General features: G+C 70.3%; 13 protein-coding genes. 9 read left to right on the forward strand and 4 right to left on the reverse strand.

Annotation, left to right across the window (positions count from 1 at the left end; genetic code table 11):
* Positions 1–84: 84 nt before the first annotated feature.
* Positions 85–1437: a transglycosylase family protein gene (locus tag OG709_RS32770; RefSeq protein ID WP_329168731.1), complete on the forward strand. Its 1353-nt coding sequence runs from the start codon at positions 85–87 to the stop codon at positions 1435–1437.
* Here the strand turns inward: OG709_RS32770 and OG709_RS32775 are convergent.
* Together OG709_RS32775 and OG709_RS32780 are read right to left on the reverse strand one after the other, a co-directional pair.
* On the reverse strand, positions 1407–2429 hold the full coding sequence (locus tag OG709_RS32775; protein WP_266645651.1) for a DMT family transporter: 1023 nt from the start codon (positions 2427–2429) through the stop codon (positions 1407–1409). The genes OG709_RS32770 and OG709_RS32775 overlap by 31 nt on opposite strands.
* Before the next feature lie 396 nt (positions 2430–2825).
* The gene (locus tag OG709_RS32780; protein ID WP_326693566.1) at positions 2826–3851 is read right to left on the reverse strand and encodes a LacI family DNA-binding transcriptional regulator; all 1026 of its coding nucleotides are present in this window, start codon (positions 3849–3851) and stop codon (positions 2826–2828) included.
* Positions 3852–4049: 198 nt separating this feature from the next.
* On the opposite strand from OG709_RS32780, the gene OG709_RS32785 reads away from it, so the two are divergent.
* Both OG709_RS32785 and OG709_RS32790 read left to right on the forward strand, forming a co-directional pair.
* Positions 4050–6590: a PA14 domain-containing protein gene (locus tag OG709_RS32785; protein ID WP_405688605.1), complete on the forward strand. Its 2541-nt coding sequence runs from the start codon at positions 4050–4052 to the stop codon at positions 6588–6590.
* A 245-nt stretch (positions 6591–6835) separates the two neighbouring features.
* Positions 6836–9181, forward strand: a complete 2346-nt coding sequence (locus OG709_RS32790; protein ID WP_250301733.1) for a GH92 family glycosyl hydrolase — start codon at positions 6836–6838, stop codon at positions 9179–9181.
* A gap of 67 nt (positions 9182–9248) precedes the next feature.
* Here OG709_RS32790 and OG709_RS32795 read toward each other — a convergent pair whose 3' ends face one another.
* Positions 9249–9662: an SH3 domain-containing protein gene (locus OG709_RS32795; RefSeq protein WP_250301732.1), complete on the reverse strand. Its 414-nt coding sequence runs from the start codon at positions 9660–9662 to the stop codon at positions 9249–9251.
* Positions 9663–9935: 273 nt separating this feature from the next.
* Between OG709_RS32795 and OG709_RS32800 the strand changes: the two genes are divergently transcribed.
* Positions 9936–11390 carry an SDR family NAD(P)-dependent oxidoreductase gene (locus OG709_RS32800; RefSeq protein WP_266645646.1) on the forward strand — a complete coding sequence of 485 codons (1455 nt, stop codon included), beginning with the start codon at positions 9936–9938 and terminating at the stop codon, positions 11388–11390.
* 75 nt (positions 11391–11465) lie between these two features.
* On the opposite strand, the gene OG709_RS32805 is transcribed toward OG709_RS32800, so the two are convergent.
* Complete coding sequence (locus OG709_RS32805; protein ID WP_250301728.1) at positions 11466–12008, reverse strand: inositol oxygenase family protein; 543 nt, start codon at positions 12006–12008, stop codon at positions 11466–11468.
* 292 nt (positions 12009–12300) lie between these two features.
* Between OG709_RS32805 and OG709_RS32810 the strand changes: the two genes are divergently transcribed.
* The 5 genes from OG709_RS32810 to OG709_RS32830 all read left to right on the forward strand — a co-directional run bounded on the left by OG709_RS32810 (position 12301) and on the right by OG709_RS32830 (position 19797).
* Positions 12301–12471: a hypothetical protein gene (locus tag OG709_RS32810; RefSeq protein ID WP_250301774.1), complete on the forward strand. Its 171-nt coding sequence runs from the start codon at positions 12301–12303 to the stop codon at positions 12469–12471.
* A 216-nt stretch (positions 12472–12687) separates the two neighbouring features.
* Positions 12688–15057 carry an alpha-L-fucosidase gene (locus tag OG709_RS32815; RefSeq protein ID WP_250301726.1) on the forward strand — a complete coding sequence of 790 codons (2370 nt, stop codon included), beginning with the start codon at positions 12688–12690 and terminating at the stop codon, positions 15055–15057.
* A gap of 148 nt (positions 15058–15205) precedes the next feature.
* Positions 15206–17278 (forward strand): SpoIIE family protein phosphatase, encoded by a 2073-nt coding sequence (locus OG709_RS32820; protein WP_250301724.1) that lies wholly within the window; start codon positions 15206–15208, stop codon positions 17276–17278.
* 139 nt (positions 17279–17417) lie between these two features.
* Positions 17418–18821, forward strand: a complete 1404-nt coding sequence (locus OG709_RS32825) for a wax ester/triacylglycerol synthase family O-acyltransferase (protein WP_250301722.1) — start codon at positions 17418–17420, stop codon at positions 18819–18821.
* A 19-nt stretch (positions 18822–18840) separates the two neighbouring features.
* On the forward strand, positions 18841–19797 hold the full coding sequence (locus OG709_RS32830) for an aldo/keto reductase (protein WP_266646224.1): 957 nt from the start codon (positions 18841–18843) through the stop codon (positions 19795–19797).
* The last annotated feature ends 2 nt before the right edge of the window (positions 19798–19799 follow it).

Consider the following 19799-nt stretch of genomic DNA (forward strand, 5'->3'; position numbering starts at 1 on the left):
AACACGCGCTCTTGTCATTCCCTCCACAGGGGCCGTACTTTTGCGCCCTGCGACATGTCCGACGTGCCAGTGGGGGAGCCGAGTATGGCCGCATCCGGTCGTCATCGCCGATACCAGCCGAGCCGAATCAACCGTGCCTCGCTGTCCGTCACCGCAGGAGGAGCCGGGATCGCCCTGCCGCTGCTCACGGCGGGATCGGCGGGCGCGGCGTCGGTGGATGTCTGGGACAAGGTCGCCCGTTGCGAGTCCACCAGCAACTGGCAGATCAACACCGGCAACGGCTATTACGGCGGGCTCCAGTTCAGCAGCACCACCTGGCAGGCGTACGGCGGCGGCGCGTACGCCTCCCGCCCCGACCTGGCGACCAAGCAGCAGCAGATAGCCGTGGCCGAGAAGGTGCTCCAGGCACAGGGGCCCACCGCCTGGCCGGTCTGTTCGGTGCGCGCCGGGCTCGCCCGGGGCGGCGCCGCGCCGAAGATCGTCGTGGAGGCACGGACCGACGCACGACCCGGCGCACGACCCGAAGCGCGCCCCGAGGCGCGAACGAAGGCGCAGCCGAAGAGCGAACCGGGCAGAGCCGGGCCCGCGTCAGGAACCGAACCGAAGTCCACGGCGAAATCCACCGCGAAATCCACCGCGAAATCCGCGTCGAAGTCCACATCGAAGACCGCGCCCGGAACCGCCTCGGAACCCGCTTCCGACTCCCACTCCCACGCGTACACCGTGGCCAGTGGTGACTCGCTCTCCCGCATCGCGGAGGCCGAGGAGGTCGACGGCGGCTGGCACCAGCTGTACGCGGCGAACCGCACCGTGGTCGGCAGCGACCCCGACCTCATCTACCCGGGGCAGCGGCTGAGTCTGAGCGCACAGCGCCACCCGCACACCGCCCCGGAGCACGCGACGGGCAGTGCACCGGCCACGGCCGGGCCGAAGACCAGGCCCCGGCCGGCCGAGCACCAGCAGGCCAAGCCGAAACCGGCCAAGGCCAAACCCGCAGCCGCACCCGAGAAGCACCATCACACCACCCGGGCCACGACGCTCATCGCACCCGTGAACGGCCACCACACCACCCCCTACCGCGCATCGGGCGGCTCCTGGTCGAGCGGTCACCACACGGGCATCGACTTCCCGGTCTCGACCGGCACCTCGGTGAAGGCGATCGCCGCGGGCCACGTCGTCTCGGCGGGATGGGGAGGCGCGTACGGCTATCAGGTCGTCATCCGGCACGCGGACGGCAAGTACAGCCAGTACGCCCATCTGTCCGCACTCACCGTCCGTGCGGGACAGAGTGTCCGAGAGGGCCAGCGCATAGCCCGTTCCGGATCCACCGGCAACGCGACGGGGCCCCATCTGCACTTCGAGGTGCGTACAGGGCCGGAGTACGGCTCGGACGTCGACCCGCTGGCCTACCTGAGGGCGGGCGGCGTCGCCGTCTGATCAGCTTTCCCGGAGGCCTTTCCGGACGCCTTCCCGGACCCGTCGGGCGCCGTGCGTGGCCTCGGTGACGATCCCGTCCGGGTCTTCGCCGGCGATCCGTACGGCGGAGGGACCACGGCCGGCGGCCGGGGCTGTGAGCGGCGCGGTGGTCCGGGCTGCTCGGCGGTCGCGGAGAGCCGCTCCGTGGTCAGCAGGATCAGCCCGCCCGCCGCGACGATCCCGCAACCGAGCGCGAGTACGGTGCCGGCCACGCCGTACCGGAAGTCCTCGCCGAAGAGCGTGACCCCGATGGCCGCGGCGAGAACAGGGTTGACGACGGTAACTGTCGCCAGCGGGGCGGCGAGTCCGGCCCCGCGGTACGACGCCTGCGAGAGCAGCACTCCGGTCGCCGCGAACCCGGCGATGGCCAGCAGGCTCGGCCACTCGGCCACCGGCGTCCGCCAGGACCAGTCCATCGCGACGGTCTTGGTGAAGACCGAGGCCGCACCGAAGGCCACACCGGCGGCCGTCGCCAGCACCACGCTGCGTACGACCGGCTTGTGCACCCGGCGCGCGGCCAGGAACAGCAACGCGATCCCGCCGAAGGTCGCCAGCGCCAGGACGGTCCGCTCCCCGCCAGGTAGCGAGGAGTCGTCGGACCCCTCGGTCAGCGCCAGCAGTCCGGCCAGACCGACCGTGGCCATGATCGCACCGCGCCAGGCGGTCGCCCCGGCTCTGCGGCGTACGAACACCGCGGCCATCGGGAGCGCGAAGACTATCGTCAGCGCGCCCAGCGGCTGCACCAGACTCAACGGCCCGTAGGCCAGTGCCACCACGTGCAGCCCGGCGCCGAGGCCGTTCATCGTCATGGCGGCCCACCAGCCGCCGTGACGCAGAGGTGCGTAGGGGCTGCCGGGCGTGTTCACGGCCACGCGCTCCTGCACGATGGCCCCGCCCGCGTAGGCGACCGCGGAGACCAGCGACAACAGTACGGACAGCGCGAGGGCACTCATGTTCTCAACGATCTCCCCTTCCGGACCGGATGTCGTCGTTCCCAGGCACCGAATCCGTCGTACTACCAGAGCAGTACGGCACTCCCTCCTAAGTCGTCCTCCCGGCGGTCGTCCGGGCCGCCACATGTGGAAACGGGCACCTCAGGGGTACTTCGAGGCTACGCCGGGAACACGGCGGAGGCGCGGGGAGGAACCAGCCGGTCCGCGGAGGCAGACCCGGCTTCGCGTCGTGAAGCCGGGCAACCGGCGTGCGCTCGGTGGTGACGTCGTCGCCCCGCGGAACCGAGCAGGACGGCGTTCTTCCCTCGCCGCCGGCCGACGCGATCATCCGGTCCGCGGCCCGCCGCTTACACCGGTCGGCCCGTTCCTGCTTACACCGGTCGACCCGTTCCCGCTTCACCGGCGGCCAAGCGTGCTCTCCCGCTCCACCAGGCGGAATTCCGCGGCGAGTTCACGTCCGACGTGCGCGTCCGGCCGCTGGCCGGGGCCCTGGAGCCCGCTGATCACGGACTCCACCGCGAGCCGGGCGATCGACGGCTTGTCGGGGGAGACCGTAGTGAGGGTGACCGCTCCGAACCGCCCCTCCGCGATGTCGTCGAACCCCACCACCGCCACATCCCGGGGCACCCGCAGTCCCCACTCGGAGAGCACCCGCATCGCCCCCACCGCGACCAGGTCGTTGTAGGCGAACACGGCGTCCGGACGCCGGCCCGATTCCAGCAGCCAGGCCATCGCCTGGGCGCCGTCCCCGCGGTCCCAGCCGCTGGTGGGAGCCACCAGGGTGTCCGGTGCGGGCAGCCCCGATGCGGTCAACTCCTCGCGCCAGCCGCGCAGTCGGAGCTGCGCCGGACGGTTGACGCCGTCGGTGCGCGCACCGAGGTACGCGATCCTGGTGCGGCCCAGCCCGACGAGGTGCCGCACAGCGGCGCGGGCGGCGGCGACGTTGTCGATCGCGATGTGGTCGTACGGCAGGTCGTACTCCCGCTCGCCGAGCAGGACCAGCGGCGCGTCGTGGCTGCGACCGCGCAGATCGTCGGCCTCCAGCTCGATGGGGCTGAGGATCAGCCCGTCGATGACCCGGGACCGGAAGCCCTGGCTGACCAGGATCTCCTGCTCGCGCTCACCGCGGGTGTGGTCGAGCAGCACCGTGTAATCGTGCTCGGCCGCCGCGTCCACCACCGCGCCCGCCAGCTCGGCGAAGTACGGGTTGCCGAGCTCGGGGACGGCCAGGGCGAGGATTCCGGTGCGCCCTTTCCGCAGGTGGCGGGCGGTGAGATTCGGTACGTAGCCGAGCTCGTCGATCGCCGCCCGCACCCGGGCCCGCATCGCCGGTGTCACGTGCTGGTAGTTGTTCACGACGTTCGAGACGGTCTTGATCGAGACGCCCGCGAGCTCGGCGACGTCCTTGAGGTTCACGCCCACTGGGCCTCCCCTCCGAGTTGTCATGCACCTGGACAGCGGGTAGGAGTCGTGCTCTCATGCCAACTGCCGTTCCTTCCAACGTTGTACAGACTGCCGCAACGAGCCGCCACCCTTCCTCACCAAGGAGGATCCGTGCGCATCAGAAGACGACTGGCCCTACTCCTCGCCGCCGCTGTCGGCGTCGCAGGGCTGTCCGCAATGCCCGCAGCCTCGGCGTCGCCGGAACCGGCGAGTTCTGCCGAGGTGCACGGCCTGAAGGGCGACTACTACACCCAGTCCGCCCCCGGCGCCTTCGACTTCGACCAGCTCAAAGCCACCGGCTTCGACCCCGCCATCGACTTCCCCACTCTGGAGTCACGGCTGCAGTCCGCCACCGGGCAGTCGGACAACGACAGCATCCGCTGGACCGGGAAGATCGTCCCGGAGAAATCCGGCTCCCACACCTTCTCGATGATCGGTGACAACGGCTTCCGGCTGTGGATCGACGGAAAGCTCGTGATCGACCACTGGGTCGACGACTGGGAGAAGGAACAGACCTCGCAACCGGTCGAGTTGACCGCGGGCAAGGCCTACGACCTCAAGGTCGAGTACTTCGAGCACGAGGGCGGTTCCAACCTCCATCTCAAGTGGACGCCGCCCGGCGGGAGCGAGCAGCCGGTCCCGCAGTCGGCCTTCCGGCTGCCCGACGGGTACGACTACGACGGAGCAGTCGCCGCCACCGTCCAGAAGGACGGCCGCACCCTCAAACTCGACTTCGCCCAGCAGATCGCGGCCCCGCCTGCCGGTCTCGCCGACCACTTCGAAGCCGTCATCGGGGGCGCGACCTGGCCGCTGGGCGCCGTCGAGGCGGACCCCTCGGACCCGCGCGGTCTCACCGTGGCGCTCAAGGAACCCGTCGTCGGCAGGAAGGGCGGCGGCGCCGCCGGACTGGCCGATGTCCGCTACGACGGACAGGGCGGTCTGAGCGGCCGGGACGGCAAGGCCGTCGGGGACTTCTGGTCGAGCGGCGCCAACAACTCCGCGTACGAACTGCGCACCAAGTGGGCGGACCAGGTCGGCCCCACCGACGCCCACCCCGAGTACCCGAGGCCCCAGCTGACCCGGGACTCCTGGCAGAACCTCAACGGCACCTGGCAGTTCGCCGCGGCCAAGGCGGGGGAGAAGCCCCCGGTCGGCAAGAACCTGGCCGAGAAGATCCTCGTCCCCTACCCGGTGGAGTCCCAGCTCTCCGGTGTGGAGCGGCACGAGGACCGCATGTGGTACCGGCGCACGTTCACCGTCCCCAAGGGCTGGAAGGTCGGCAGCGGCAAGCGCCTGCAGCTCAACTTCGGCGCCGTCGACTGGCAGGCCGAGGTGTACGTCAACGGCCGGAGGGTCACCGAACACAAGGGCGGCTACGACAAGTTCAGCGCCGACATCACCGACGCGCTGAAGCCCGGCCGCACCCAGGAAGTGATCGTCGGGGTCTACGACCCGACCGACGCCGACGGCGGCGAGAACCCGCCGATGGGCAAGCAGCGCCTGGACCCGAGCGGCATCTGGTACACGCCGTCGTCCGGGATCTGGCAGACCGTGTGGATGGAGCCCGTCGCCGCCGACCACGCGGACGCGCTGAAACTCACCCCGGACATCAAGGCGCAGCGGGTCGCCGTCGACGTACAGGGCGTCCGCGGCGGTGTGCCGGTCACGGCCACGGCGTACGACGGCAAGCGCGAGGTGGGTACCGCCACCGGCCGTACCGGGGCCACGCTCACCGTGCCGGTCCCGGAGCCGCATCTGTGGTCCGCGGACGATCCGCACCTGTACCAGCTGAAGGTCACCGTCGGCTCCGACCGCGTCGGCAGCTACTTCGGGATGCGCTCCATCGCGGTCGAGAAGGTGAACGGCACCCCGCGCACCGTGCTCAACGGCAAGCCCGTCTTCATGATGGCCACCCTCGACCAGGGGTTCTGGCCCGACGGGCTGTACACGGCGCCGACCGACGAAGCCCTCGCGTACGACCTAGAGATGCACAAGGCCATGGGCTTCAACTCGGTCCGCAAGCACATCAAGGTGGAGCCCGACCGCTGGTTCTACTGGGCCGACAAGCTGGGTCTGCTGGTCTGGCAGGACATGCCGGCCATGGAGGCGGGCACGAACCCGTCCGCCGCCGCGCGCACCGAGTACGAACACGAGATGAAGCAGATGATCGACCAGCACAGCAGCCATCCGTCGGTCGTCATGTGGGTGACCTTCAACGAGGGCTGGGGCCAGTACGACATGGCGCGCATCGCCGACCAGGCCAAGGCCTGGGATCCGACGCGGCTGGTCAACAGCATGTCGGGCATCAACCTGGGAGCCGACGGCGGAACCGGCGACATCATCGACGAACACGGCTACCCGAGCCCGGCGCTGCCCCGGCCCGACGGTGAACGGGCGCTGGTCAGCGGAGAGTACGGCGGTCTCGGGCTCGCGGTGCCGGGGCACGCCTGGGCGGTGCAGCAGTCGTACATCGCGGTCGACCCGGCCACGTACACCGACGACTACCTCGCCAAGCTCGACGAGGTGCGGGCGCTCGCCTGCCAGGGCAGCAACGGTGCCGTCTACACCCAGATCTCCGATGTGGAGGGCGAGTTGAACGGTCTGCTGACCTACGACCGAAAGATCGTCAAGCCCGATGTGAAGCGGGTCGAGGCCGCCCAGCGCGCGCTGATCCACGACGCCTCCCGGGCGGTCCCGGCAGGGTGCCCCGCCTCCTGACCTGTCCGCCGAACCGCCCGTGTTCTCCGGCCCGCCCCTCCCCGGGCGGGCCGGAAGGGTTTCCCGTCCGAACCGGTCCGAACCCTTGACGGGCGCACAACGGGAACCAACAATGATCGCGTTCTGACAACGTTGTCCACAGGGTGATCCGGCTTGTCGCACGCTTCGTACGAGCCGGGCCCGCGCCGGTGCGCCCAGCTGCCGGCGATTCCCGACCTCATCGATCCTCCCGGAGGTTCTCACCCATGCACTGGACCCAACGGCTGCGCGGCGCAGGGACGGCGATCGCCGCCGCCGCGCTCCTGGGCGGCGTCTTCGCCGCACCGGCGGCCCACGCCGCGGCGCCGAGTACGGGCAGGCTGACCGACCTGGTCAACCCGTTCATCGGCAGCCAGAACGAGGGCAACACCTACCCGGGGGCGGCAGTTCCCTTCGGGATGGTCCAACTGTCGCCCGACACCGGCCACTCCACCGGCTACGACTACACGGCCGACCACATCCGCGGCTTCAGCAGCCTCCACCCCTCCGGCGTCGGCTGCGGCCTCGGCGGTGACCTGCCCGTGCTGCCGACCACCGGGGACATCACCGAGACCGACAACGCGAAGTACGCCGCCGAGTTCAGCCACGACGGCGAGCAGGCGAGCCCCGGCTACTACAAGGTCGGGCTGAAGTCCTACGGCGGAATCACGGCCGAGCTGACCGCGACGCAGCGCACCGGCGTCCAGCGCTACACCTTCCCGGCCACCACCAAGGCCAACGTCCTGCTCAACGCGGGCCAGTCGCTGCACCGGACGGTCAGCACCTCGGTCGAGGTACTCGACTCGCGCACCATCAGGACCACCCTCACCGGCAGTGGGTTCTGCCAGGACACCAAGCCGTACACGCTGTACACGATCACCCGCTTCGACCGGCCCTTCACGACTTCCGGAACCTGGAAGGACGGCACCGTCACCGAGGGGTCGAAGAAGTCGACCGGCTCCGGCGGCAACGGCGCCTGGGTGCGGTTCGACACCACCAAGGACCGTACGGTCGAGGCGACCACCGCCCTCAGTTACGTCGACCCGGCGGGCGCGGCCCGCAACCTGCGGGCCGAGGGCGGCAGGAGCTTCGACCGCGCCGCGCGTGCCGCACAGTCCACCTGGGAGAACCGGCTCGGCGATGTCCGCGCCCAGGGCGGCAGCGACACCCAGCGCCGCACCTTCTACTCGTCCCTGTACCGGTCGTTCCTCGGCCCCAACATCGGTGACGACGTCGACGGCCGCTACACCGGCTGGGACCAGAAGATCCACCGGGCCGAGGGCTTCACGTACTACCAGAACTGGTCGCTGTGGGACACCTACCGCACCCAGGCGCAACTCCTGTCGCTGCTCGCACCCGCCGAGACCCGCGACATGGCGCTCTCCGTACTGAAGATCGACGAGCAGAGCGGCTGGCTGCCCAAGTGGGGCTACGGCACGGTCGAGACCAACATCATGACGGGTGACCCGGTCACTCCGTACCTCACCAACGCCTACCAGCAGGGGCTGCTCAAGGGCCACGAGGAGCAGGCGTACCGCGCGCTCAAGAAGAACGCGGACGGTGTGCCCCCGGCCGGTTCCCCGGCCGTCGGCCGCGAGGGCAACAAGCAGTACCTGGCGAACGGCTTCGTCCCGTACATCAAGGACTGGACCCACGCGAAGCCCGGTGACTCCGACTTCGACCACGGCGGCTCCGCCACGCTGGAGTACGCGCTCTCGGACGCCATGCTCGGCCAGATGGCCGGTGACCTCGGCCACAAGGCGGACGCCGCGCGTTACGCGGCCCGCGCCCAGAACTACCGCAAGATCTTCGACAGTTCGACCGGCTTCTTCCGCTCCCGTGACGAGAACGGTGCCTTCGCCGGACCGGCGGACCCCGCCAAGAGCGAGGGCTTCCACGAGGGCACGTCCTGGCAGTACCAGTGGATGGTGCCGCAGGACCTGTCCGGGGTGGTGGACCTGATCGGCGGCAAGGACGCGGCCAACCAGCGTCTCGACTCCTTCTTCGCGTACGACCAGCTGCTCGCCGACCCGGCGAAGACGGCCCGCGAGGTGTGGGTCAACGGTCCGTACGACTACTACAACGCCGACAAGTACAACCCGCAGAACGAGCCGGACCTGATCGCCCCGTACACCTACCTGTCGACCGGCCAGCCGTGGAAGACGACCGACGTGGTGCACGCCGCGCTCACCCTCTTCACGGACACCCCGACGGGTATGACGGGCAACGACGACATGGGCACCATGTCCGCCTGGGACGTCCTGTCCTCCATCGGCGTCTACCCGGTGCAGCCGGGCAGTGACACCTGGGGCCTGTCGACGCCGGCCTTCCAGCGGGTCGACATCAAGCTGGACCGCCGCTACTACCCGCACGGAAGCTTCACGGTGACGGCGCCGGGCGCCTCCGACACCGACCGCTACATCCAGTCGGCCTCCGTCGACGGCAAGGGGCACGCGAAGACGTATCTCACGACCGCCGAGATCCGCAAGGCGCGCACGCTGTCCTTCACCGTCGGGGCCGAGCCGTCCGACTGGGGCACGGGCGCCTCGGCGGCGCCGCCGTCCATCGGCTGACCACAGCGCAGCACAACACGGAACCGCCCGCCCCCGGTGACCGGGGACGGGCGGCTCTTGTGGTGGGTCAGCCCTTGGCGCCGCGCGGAGCGACGAAGGTCTGGCTTCCGTCGCGCATGACGTCCTTGCAGTACTGCACGTAGCCGGTGTTGTCCATGTACTTCGCCGAGACCCAGGTGGAGCGGTCACGCAGCAGGTACCAGATGTCGTTGCCCTCGATGTTCTGGGCGCGGACCTTGCAGCGCAGGCCGACCTGCTCGCGGTAGCGGAGCGACCCCTTCGCGGAAGAGTCGGTGCTGGGGTACTGGCGCTCGATGAGACCGGCGCCGGCGGTGACCGTGCCGTACGGACGCGGCGGAGCTGCCTGCGCAGGGGCCGCGGCGAGCAGCGTCGCGCCGAGAGCGGCGGCGGTGGCCAGTGCACCCGCCCCGGCGACGATCTTCTTGCCTCGGACAGAGCGGAGGACGGCATGTGTGGACAAGGAAGTCTCCTGTTCTTGTTGCGCAATGACACCCATTGACGCGAAAGAGACATTACGGCTCAAAGGTCCCAACGAGTCGGAGAAACCACGGTGTTGGGCCGAACGTGTGAGGTGAAAGTTGTCCGGGGCGCCGCGCGGGCGGCGGCTCGGGGTGTCCGAGCGCCCGGCTGGCGTTTTTGGCTTCCGGCCCGGCTGCGTATATCTTCGTCAGTTGGCCGTCGGTCGACTGCTGACCTGGGGCTACGGCGTAAGACATAAGACAGAGGAACGACGATGACGGTGACAGAGGACAGCCAGGCGTTCGGCCCCGGCATCGATCCGGAGCGGCTGGCTCTCTGCCTCAGCGTGCTCGAGGAACTGGACAGGATCGACGTCGACCACCCGGACGCGGTGGCCGTACGCCGGGCCACCGCGGGTGTCTACCGGACCGTGAAGCAGCGCCGCCGCCAGGAGCGCCGCGCCGCCAAGACCGCCCACGACAAGGCCGTCACCGAGGCCACCGCCACCGGCTCCGCCGAGCGCATCGACGACGAGACGCAGGGGGTGCTGCCGTCGTCGACGGCCAGTGGGGAGATCGCGGGCATACTCCAGCGCCCCCGGTCCTGCTACATCTGCAAGAAGCGGTACGTCGAGGTCGACGTCTTCTACCACCAGCTCTGCCGGGACTGCGCCGCGGAGAACCGTTCCCGGCGTGACGCGCGTACCGACCTGACCGGCAAGCGGGCGCTGCTCACCGGCGGCCGGGCGAAGATCGGCATGTACATCGCGCTGCGGCTGCTGCGCGACGGCGCGCACACCACCATCACCACGCGCTTTCCCAAGGACGCGATCCGCCGCTTCAAGTCGATGCCGGACAGCGCCGAGTGGATCCACCGTCTGAAGATCGTCGGTATCGATCTGCGCGACCCCGCCCAGGTCGTCGCGCTCGCCGATTCGGTCGCCGCCGAGGGGCCGCTGGACATCCTGATCAACAACGCCGCGCAGACGGTACGCCGCTCCCCGCAGGCGTACAGCGAACTGATCGCCGCCGAGACCGCACCCCTGCCCGCGGGCGAGCTGCCCTCGTCGCAGGTCATCGGTGCCTTCGGCAGCGGCGCGCAGGTGTCCCTGCCCAGCGCGCGGCCCGGCGGGCTGAGTGCCCAGGACGTCTCCGAGCTGGCGCTGGTCACCGGGTCCGCCTCGCTCGCCCGGATCGAGGCGGGCACGGCGATCGACGCCGGAGGTTTGGTGCCCGATCTGCACGACACCAACAGCTGGATCCAGACCGTCGAGGAGGTCGACGCGGTCGAACTGCTGGAGGTCCAGCTCTGCAACTCCACCGCGCCGTTCATCCTGATCAGCCGGTTGCGCCCGGCGATGGCCGCGGCCGAGGCCAGGCGCACCTACGTGGTGAACGTCTCCGCGATGGAGGGCGTCTTCAGCCGCGGTTACAAGGGCGCGGGCCACCCGCACACGAACATGGCCAAGGCCGCACTGAACATGCTCACCCGCACCAGCGGCCAGGAGATGTTCGAGTCCGACGGCATCCTGATGACCGCGGTGGACACCGGCTGGATCACCGACGAGCGCCCGCACCCCGACAAGATGCGGCTCGCCGACGAGGGCTTCCACGCCCCGCTGGACCTCATCGACGGGGCGGCCCGGGTCTACGACCCGATCGTGCGCGGTGAGGGCGGCGAGGACCTGCACAGCGTCTTCCTCAAGGACTACGCCCCCGCCAACTGGTAGGCCCGTCCCGCCGACTGCCGGGTCCGGCCGCCACGTGTTTGCGGCCGGGCCGCCCGCAGTGCCCGGGGCGGCCCGTCAGAAGGCCTGTGAGGCAACCAGCTCCAGCACCGGACGCCAGTCCTCCATGACGCCCGCGTCGAGTCCCACGACCTTGCCCTCGTCGTCGGCCTGCCGCAGGATGACGGCGGCCTCCGCGAGTGGATCCGCCGCGAACGCGGCAGCCTCGGCAGGCGCCATCGCGCCGCCCTGGGCCCGCAGTGTCAGTGCGCTCTGCGGCGACAGCGGCCGTCCCGGCTCGATCGCCGCGAGATAGCGCTTCGCGGGCACGTGCAGCCGTACGAGTCCGGCCACCCGCCCGCCGAGCAGCGGGCGCACCGCGTCGGCGGCCCGGTCGGCGTGGCCCGCGTCGTCGCCCGGATGGAGCAGATGCCCCAGGTCGTGGACGAGCCCCGCGACCTGCAGCTCCTTGTCGCTGGGGTGCGAGCGGCGCAGCAGATGCGCGGTCTGGAGCGCGTGGTCGTGCAGGTCGACGGGATCCCCGCTGCGGTCCGGGGCGTCCCACGCGCCCCGGCAGCCGTGCAGCAGATCCATCAGTTCGTCCACGGTGGCCGGTGTCATGGCGATTCCTCCCCGGAGTGCCTTCGGGCGGAATCGAGCAGATCATGACGGGATGAACGTGCCGCTGAACACAGGGCAAAGAAAACTTGGCCATCCGAATGCCGCCCCTATCGAGCGGAACCCCGCTCATTTGGTTACTCTGATGTGGACGGTCAGCCGGCGGGACTCCACAAAGTTCCTCGGCCCGTCCCGGGACAGGCACGTACCAAGGCCGGGGTCCCGCCAGAAGACCGGCGCCACCGCGTCCGAACTGCCCCTGTCCACGCGGTAACGCGACACAAAGGAGTGCGCGGTGACACCAGAGACCATGACGAAGCGCGAGCAGCGCCCCGCAGAACGCAGTGATCGGGCCCGGCCCGAGAAGCTCCTCAACCTCGACGTCTGGGCCAGGTCGGCCCCGATCAGGCTGGCAGGTTACGAGGACGATCTCGCCGAGCCGCACATCCTGCAGGGAATCGACTGACCGCTTCTCTTCTGAGCGCACGGCGCCCGACGCATGCAGTACTGATGCGCCGGGCGCCGTTCTCGTTTTCTCCGCCCGGCCGGTGGGGTGCGCGGTGCGGAGACCCGTACGTACAGGTTCATTTCCTCAGGCATCCGATGTCTGGGTGATGCAACTTCCACTCTGTGCGGTGAAGTGTATTGACAGGCGCCTGTGGTGCTTCAATCATCGGACCTCATGACCGAACTTCCTAGGCGCCATGTACTCGGAATGACGGCGGGCGCGGCAGTCGGCGCTGCCCTGCTCACCCCGGCCACGGCCGAAGCGGCTCCGGGAGCTCCAGCACTTCCGGGAGCGACGGAGACCGCCGGAAAGGCGAAGGGCGACTGGGGCGCGGTCCCGGCCGCCGTTCCCGTACCGCTCGACAGTTGGTTCGACAACGACGGGATCGACACGGCGGATGCCCGCGGAGGCGACTTCGACGGCTCCGGATACACCTTCCCCGGTGAAGAACTCCCCTCAGGAACAGTGCAGTTGAACGGCGTCCCGTTCCTCTTCCCGGCTTCCGCGGCGGGCGCCAAGAACAACATCGTGGCCCTCGGACAGCACATCGACCTGCCCCGGGGGAAGTATCTGTCCGGGTCGTTCCTCGTCTCGTGCAGTTACGGAGAGGCGTCCGGCCAGGCGACCCTGCACTACGCGGACGGCTCCACGTCCACGGCGGGGCTCGGGGGGCCGGACTGGTACGCGGGCGGCGGGCCGCTCTCGGCCCCCTACCGCTACACGGCCTCCGGCGAGAAGGACCAGCACCAGGTCAGTTTCGGGGTCGCCGAGCTGTCGATCGACCCGGCCAAGGAGGTGGTGGGCCTCACGCTGCCGACCACGAACCCCGCCGAGGCCGACAAGTCGTCCCTCCATGTCTTCGCGCTCTCCCTGCAGCCCGCGGCGGACGGAAGGGCGCTGGCCCTGCGGGACGCCCACTCCACCACCAGCCTCCTCGACTCCCGCGCGCAGAGCGTCGAGGTCACCGTCGTCAACGCGGGGACCGTCGCGATCCTCGGCGCCGACGCACTCACCGTCTCCGTGGATGTCGACGGCGCCGGGACGGTGATCCCCGCCCGGATCCCGAGGCTTGCCCCCGGCGACCAGGCCAGGGTGCGGATCGGGATCCGCAACAAGCCCGGCGTGAAGCCCGGAACCGCCCGCGACGGCCAGGTCGTGGCGCGGGGCCGCGGCCAGGACGCGGCCACGGCCCGGAGCAGGCTCACCCTCGGGGTGCCGGACTTCGCGGCCACCGACGAGTCGCTCTCCACCCATCAGGCGCCCTACTGGTTCCAGGACGCCAAGTTCGGGATCTTCATCCACTGGGGGGTCTACTCGGTACCCGCCTGGGCGCCGGTCGGCAAGCAGTACGCCGAGTGGTACTGGAACCAGATGCAGGACCCGAACAACGCGACCTACGCCCACCACCGCGACGTCTACGGCGAGAACTTCACCTACGACGACTTCATCCCGCGGTTCAAGGCCGAGAAGTTCGATCCGCGCTCCTGGGTCGAGCTGTTCCGGGACGCCGGAGCCCAGTACCACGTGCTCACCTCCAAGCACCACGAGGGCTTCGCGCTCTGGGACACCAAGGTCTCCGACCGCAACGCCGTGAAGATGGGCCCGAAGCGCGATCTCGTCAAGGAGCTCTTCGACGCGTCCCGCAGATACGCGCCGGAGCTCCACCGGGGCCTGTACTTCTCGATGCCCGAGTGGTTCAACCCGGACAACCCCTGGAGCGGGTACGCGCCGCGCAACCCGTACACCCTGGAGCCCGTCCCGTACACCGGCTACACCGCGGGCAAGGACTACATCAAGGACTACCAGGCCCCGCAGATGCTGGAACTGATCGACGGCTACGACCCCGAGGTGCTGTGGTGCGACATCGGCGGGGCGAACGACAGCCACCGGGTGCTGGCGGAGTACTACAACCACGCCAAGAACCGTGCCCGGCCGATCGAGGTCGCCGTGAACAACCGGTCGGGCATCGGCCCGCACGACTTCACGACGCCCGAGTACGCGACGTACGACTCGATCGTCACCGACAAGTGGGAGGCCAGCCGGGGGCTCGACCCGTACAGCTACGGCTACAACCAGGCCACTCCCGACAGCATGTACATGACCGCTGAGGAGATCGTGCACACGCTCGTCGACACGTCCAGCAAGAACGGCAACTTCCTGCTGGACATCGGACCGCGCGCGGACGGCACCATCCCCGAGATCATGCAGACCCGGCTGCGTGAGACGGGGAAGTGGCTGGAGGTCAACGGGGAGGCGATCTACGGCAGCACCTACTGGGCGCGGATGCCGCAGCTGGGTCAGGACCTGCGCTTCACGGTCCGGCCGGGCAAGGCGTTCTACATCCACTCGCTGGCCCGGCCCGGCGCCACGCTCACGGTCGAGGCGCCGGTACCGGCCCGCAGTGGCGACAAGATCACCATGCTCGGCCACGGGCGCCCGCTCAACTGGCGCACCAGCGGCGCCAAGCTCGTGATCGACGTACCCGCGGCGGCCCGTTCGGCGGGCAGGTACGCGTGGGTCTTCAAGGTCGAGCAGGTCAAGTAGGGGAAACCCCTCCCGGAGCCCCTCGGGTGACGGGTGGCGGGTCCGCCGGAGCACGTGAACCGGCGGACCCGCAGGCCGGTGTGCCGAGCCCGTCCCCGGCTGAACGGGACCCCTCGAAGAATAGGACAAACCATGGCAGAGTGATCGCATGGTTGAACGGGCACCGGGCGCCTTCTCCCTTCCTGCGGACTGGCCCGCCCATCCCGATCTGAGTCTTGCCCTCAACCGCATGGGCAGCTTCGACTGGGACCTCGACAGCGGGCTGATGCACCTCGATCAGGCCGCGCTCGACGTGTTCGACCTCTACGCGGACGAGTACGACGGCCGGCCCGGCTCGCTCGCCCGGCGGGTACCCCGGGAGGAGTCCTCCCGGCTGGACGCGCTGGTGTCCCAGGCGCTCAAGAACGGCAGCACGTTCTACGGTGCGTACTTCCGCATCCGCCGCCGGGACGGTTCGCTGCGCTGGACCCATACGCAGGGCGTCGTCCGCCGGGACACCACCGGCCGGCCGCACCGCATCATCGGCATCGTCAGACACGCGGCCCAGGAACTCGCGGACGCCTCCGTCCGGATCGCGCTCGACACCGAGGGCCGTCGCAGGACCAGCGTCGTCGCGGGCACCACCGCTGCCCTGGCGCACGCCCGTACCGTGCAGGACGTCATCGATGTGCTCAACGACTCCCGCGGGCTCGAATACCTCGGCGCGGCCAGCCTCGTGATGGGGCTCGTCGAGGCGGGCCGGCTCGTGCTCGTCGCCGAGGGGCCGGTGGGGGGTTTCGTGCCCGGTACCCGCTACACCCGCGTGGACGAACACTTCCCGATGAGTGAGGTGGTCCGGACCTTCGCCCCCCGTTTCATCGAATCGGCGGAAGACTTCGCTGCTTCCTATCCGCAGCTGTGGCGGCAGATCAAGGGTCTCGGCATCAGTTCGGCCGCCTACCTCCCGCTGATCGCGCAGGCCCGCCCCATCGGGGCGATCGGGCTGCTCTACCGCGACAAGACCGGCTTCAGCGCCGACGAGCGCAATCTGCTGATCGCGCTCGGCAGCTCCGTCGGCCAGAGCCTACAGCGGGCCATGCTCTACGAACAGGAACACGACCTGGCCCAGGGCCTCCAGCAGGCCATGCTGCCGCGCCGGATCCCCTCCGTTCCCGGCGCACAGCTCGCGGTCCGCTACCGCGCGGCCCGCATCGGCCGTGACATCGGCGGCGACTGGTACGACGTGATCCCGCTGCCCAGCGGCCGGGTGGGCGCCGTCATCGGGGACGTGCAGGGGCACGACATCCATGCCGCGGCGGTGATGGGCCAGCTCCGCACGGTGCTCCGGGCCTACGCCGCCGAGGGGCACAGCCCGGCGACGGTGATGGCGCGCGCCTCCGAATTCCTGCACGACCTGGACACCGATCGGTTCGCGACGTGTCTCTACGCCGAGGCCGATCTCGCCACCGGCGTCGTCCAGCTCGTCCGGGCCGGGCACGTCGACCCGCTGCTGCGGGCACCCGACAGGACCTGTCGCCGGGTAGGGGTGGACGGCGGTCTGCCGCTGGGGCTCTCGGCGGAGTTCGGGGAGCTCGACTACCCGGTCACCACCGCCGAACTGGACCCGGGGCACACCCTGCTGCTCTTCACCGACGGTCTCGTGGAGGAGCCGGGCGCCGATCTGGACGACGGGATGCAGCAGCTCACCCGGCTCGTGGAGGGCGGCCCCCGGGATCTCCAACTGCTCGCCGACCAGCTGTGCGAGGTGGTCGACGAGCGGGGCGGCGAGGACGACGTCGCGCTGTTGCTGCTCCGCAGACAGGGCCTCGACGCGCCCCAGGACGGTGGCCGTCTCCAGCAGCAGGTGGGGCAGTCGGATCCCGCAGCGCTCAGCTCCGCCCGCCACATGCTCCGGGCGGCGGTACAGGCCTGGGGGGCCGGAGAGCGCGCGGACGCGGTCGAACTCGCCGCGGACGAGCTGATGACCAATGCCCTGATACACACCGACGGCGGCGCCGTCGTCACCATCAGGATGCTCTCGCTGCCGCGCCGCAGGCTGCGCATCGAGGTCGACGACACCTCCAGCGCGCTGCCGCGCCGCAGGGAGGCGGGGGAGTCGGGGGTCTCCGGGCGCGGGCTGCTGCTCGTGGACCAGCTCGCGGACGAATGGGGCGTCGAATCCCGGGGCGCGGGCAAGTGCGTCTGGTGCGCATTCGACGTACCGGACCAGACGGAAATGTGACGGATACCGAACGGTAACTGTCAGTATCGGGATCGCACTTGACCGTAACCGACCATCGGGGGTTGGCTGCTGAGTCCGGAGACTCCGCCCCCGGACGTGCAGTACCGGCTCCCGACGACATCGAGGATCTGAGGATCTGTTGAGCACCGAGCTTCTGGCCCCGCTTGATCTCGCGTTCTGGCACCTCGAATCCGCCGAGCACCCCATGCACCTCGGGGCCCTCGCGGTCTTCGGGCCCGCTCCCGGCTTCGGGCCCGAGGAGGCCGTGGACCTGCTGGCGTCCCGGGCCGCTGCGATTCCCCGGCTGCGGATGTGCGTACGGACGGTGTGGCTGCCGCTCGGCGGGGCGGCCTGGTCCGAGGACCGGCACTTCGACGTGCGCCGTCATGTCCGGCCGGTCGCTGTCCCCCTCGGGGACGCCGACGGCGCCGGTGACTTCGGTGACTTCGCGGCCGGGGCCAACCGGCTCGCCGGAGAGCTGATGGAGCGACCGCTCGAACGGGGCAGGCCGCCCTGGGAGATGTACGTCCTGACCGGCGGCCGGGAACCGGGCGGCCCCTTCGCCGTACTGGTCAAGCTGCACCATGCGCTGGCCGACGGGATGCGTGCCGTCGCGATCGGCGCCGGGATCTTCGACCAGATCGCCGGCGGGCGCGCGGCCCCCGGCCGGCTGGTGCGCGCCGTACCGCCCCGGTCGTGGATGCCCGGACCGCGGCAGTTCGCCGGGTTCGCCAGGGAGCGGATCGAGGAGCTCGGGCAGGCCGTGGGGATCGGGGCCTCCGTGATGCGGGCGAGCCGGCTCGATCTGCGGGGCGGCTCGGCGCTGGCCGCGAGCTCCAGCGGCACCCGGCGGCTCGCCACCGCCGTGCTGGACCAGGAGGACGTCCTGCGGGTCCGCAGGACCGTGGGCGGCACGGCGAACGACGTCCTGCTCGCGGTGGTCGCGGGCGGGCTGCGGCGCTGGATGCTGGAGCGCGGTGAGCGACTGCCCGGGGCCGATCCGCGCGCCCTGGTGCCGGTGTCCCGCCGGCGTCCCGGCTCCCCGCCCGGCTCCGCCAACAAGCTCTCCGCCTATCTGCTCGGACTGCCGGTCTCCGAGCCCGACCCCTGGCTGCGGCTCTGCCGGGTACGTACCGCCATGGACCGCAACAAGGCCGCAGGGCCCTCGCGCGGCGCCGGCGCGGTGGCCGTCCTGGCCGACCGGCTTCCCCCGCTCGCCCACCGGGTCGGCGCCCAACTGGCCGGGAACGCGGCGCGCGTCCTCTTCGACGTCCTGGTGACCAGCGTGCCGCTGCCGCGCTCGACCCTGTCCCTGGGCGGCTGCCCGCTCCGCGAGCTGTACCCGCTGGCGCCGCTGGCCCACGGACAGTCCCTGGCGGTGGCGCTGTCGACGTACGGCGGGCAGGTGCATGTCGGCCTGGTCGCGGACGGCAAGGCGGTCCCGGATGCCGGACGGCTGGCGGCGTGTTTCTCGGACGAGCTCGGTGAACTGCTGAAAGTCACGGCCGCGAGATCCCTCCCAGGTGTTGACGCCCCGAAGTGATCCGATGAATATTCGTCCTATGCGGCGCAACAAGATCGGAAACAGCACGGTCGACATCACCGAACTGGCCTTCGGGGCAGCCGGTATCGGCAATCTCTATACTCAGGTCGCCCCGGAGGAGGCCCGGGAGGCAGTCGACGCGGCCTGGGAATCAGGCATCCGGTACTTCGACACAGCGCCGCACTACGGCCTCGGGCTCTCCGAGCGGCGGCTCGGCGAAGCGCTGCGTGACCGACCGCGCGGGGAGTACGTCATCTCGACCAAGGTCGGACGACTGCTGGAGCCCGACAGCGGCGAGGGCGACGACCTCGGGAACGGATTCGCGGTCCCCGCCACGCACCGCAGGGTCTGGGACTTCAGCGCGGACGGAGTACGGCGCAGCATCGAGGACAGCCTGGTCCGGCTCGGCCTGGACCGGATCGACATCGCCTATCTGCACGATCCGGACGGCCACGCCGCCGAGGCATTCGGCGCCGCGTATCCGGCCCTGGAGAAGCTGCGCTCCGAAGGCGTCGTGGGTGCGATCGGCGCCGGGATGAACCAGACCGCGATGCTGACCCGCTTCCTGCGGGACACCGATGTCGACCTGGTGCTCTGCGCCGGGCGCTACACCCTGCTCGACGGCTCCGCGCTCACCACCCTGCTGCCCGAGGCCACCGCCCGGGGCAGGAGCGTCGTCGTCGGCGGAGTCTTCAACTCCGGGCTGCTGGCCGATCCCAGGCCCGGGGCGACCTACGACTACAGCGCGGCACCCGCCGCCGTGCTCGACCGCGCCCTGCGGATGAAGGCGGTCTGCGAACGGTACGGCGTCCCCCTGCGGGCCGCGGCCCTCCGCTACCCCCAGCGCCATCCGGCGGTCGCCGGTGTCCTCGTCGGCACCCGGTCGGCGGCCGAGGTACGGGACGCCGCCGAACTGCTGGGTCGCGACATACCGGAAGCCCTGTGGGGCGAGCTCGCCGAGCTCCAGGAGGTCTGAGC

The sequence above is a fragment of the Streptomyces sp. NBC_01267 genome, assembly GCF_036241575.1.
Lineage (GTDB): Bacteria > Actinomycetota > Actinomycetes > Streptomycetales > Streptomycetaceae > Streptomyces.

What these genes read in the sequence shown, in the direction of transcription:
- OG709_RS32770 (WP_329168731.1), top strand. Translation starts at nt 85, where the DNA reads ATGGCCGCATCCGGTCGTCATCGCCGATACCAGCCGAGCCGAATCAAC.
- OG709_RS32775 (WP_266645651.1), bottom strand. Translation starts at nt 2,429, where the DNA reads ATGAGTGCCCTCGCGCTGTCCGTACTGTTGTCGCTGGTCTCCGCGGTC.
- OG709_RS32785 (WP_405688605.1), top strand. Translation starts at nt 4,050, where the DNA reads ATGCCCGCAGCCTCGGCGTCGCCGGAACCGGCGAGTTCTGCCGAGGTG.
- OG709_RS32790 (WP_250301733.1), top strand. Translation starts at nt 6,836, where the DNA reads ATGCACTGGACCCAACGGCTGCGCGGCGCAGGGACGGCGATCGCCGCC.
- OG709_RS32800 (WP_266645646.1), top strand. Translation starts at nt 9,936, where the DNA reads ATGACGGTGACAGAGGACAGCCAGGCGTTCGGCCCCGGCATCGATCCG.
- OG709_RS32805 (WP_250301728.1), bottom strand. Translation starts at nt 12,008, where the DNA reads ATGACACCGGCCACCGTGGACGAACTGATGGATCTGCTGCACGGCTGC.
- OG709_RS32815 (WP_250301726.1), top strand. Translation starts at nt 12,688, where the DNA reads ATGACCGAACTTCCTAGGCGCCATGTACTCGGAATGACGGCGGGCGCG.
- OG709_RS32820 (WP_250301724.1), top strand. Translation starts at nt 15,206, where the DNA reads ATGGTTGAACGGGCACCGGGCGCCTTCTCCCTTCCTGCGGACTGGCCC.
- OG709_RS32830 (WP_266646224.1), top strand. Translation starts at nt 18,841, where the DNA reads ATGCGGCGCAACAAGATCGGAAACAGCACGGTCGACATCACCGAACTG.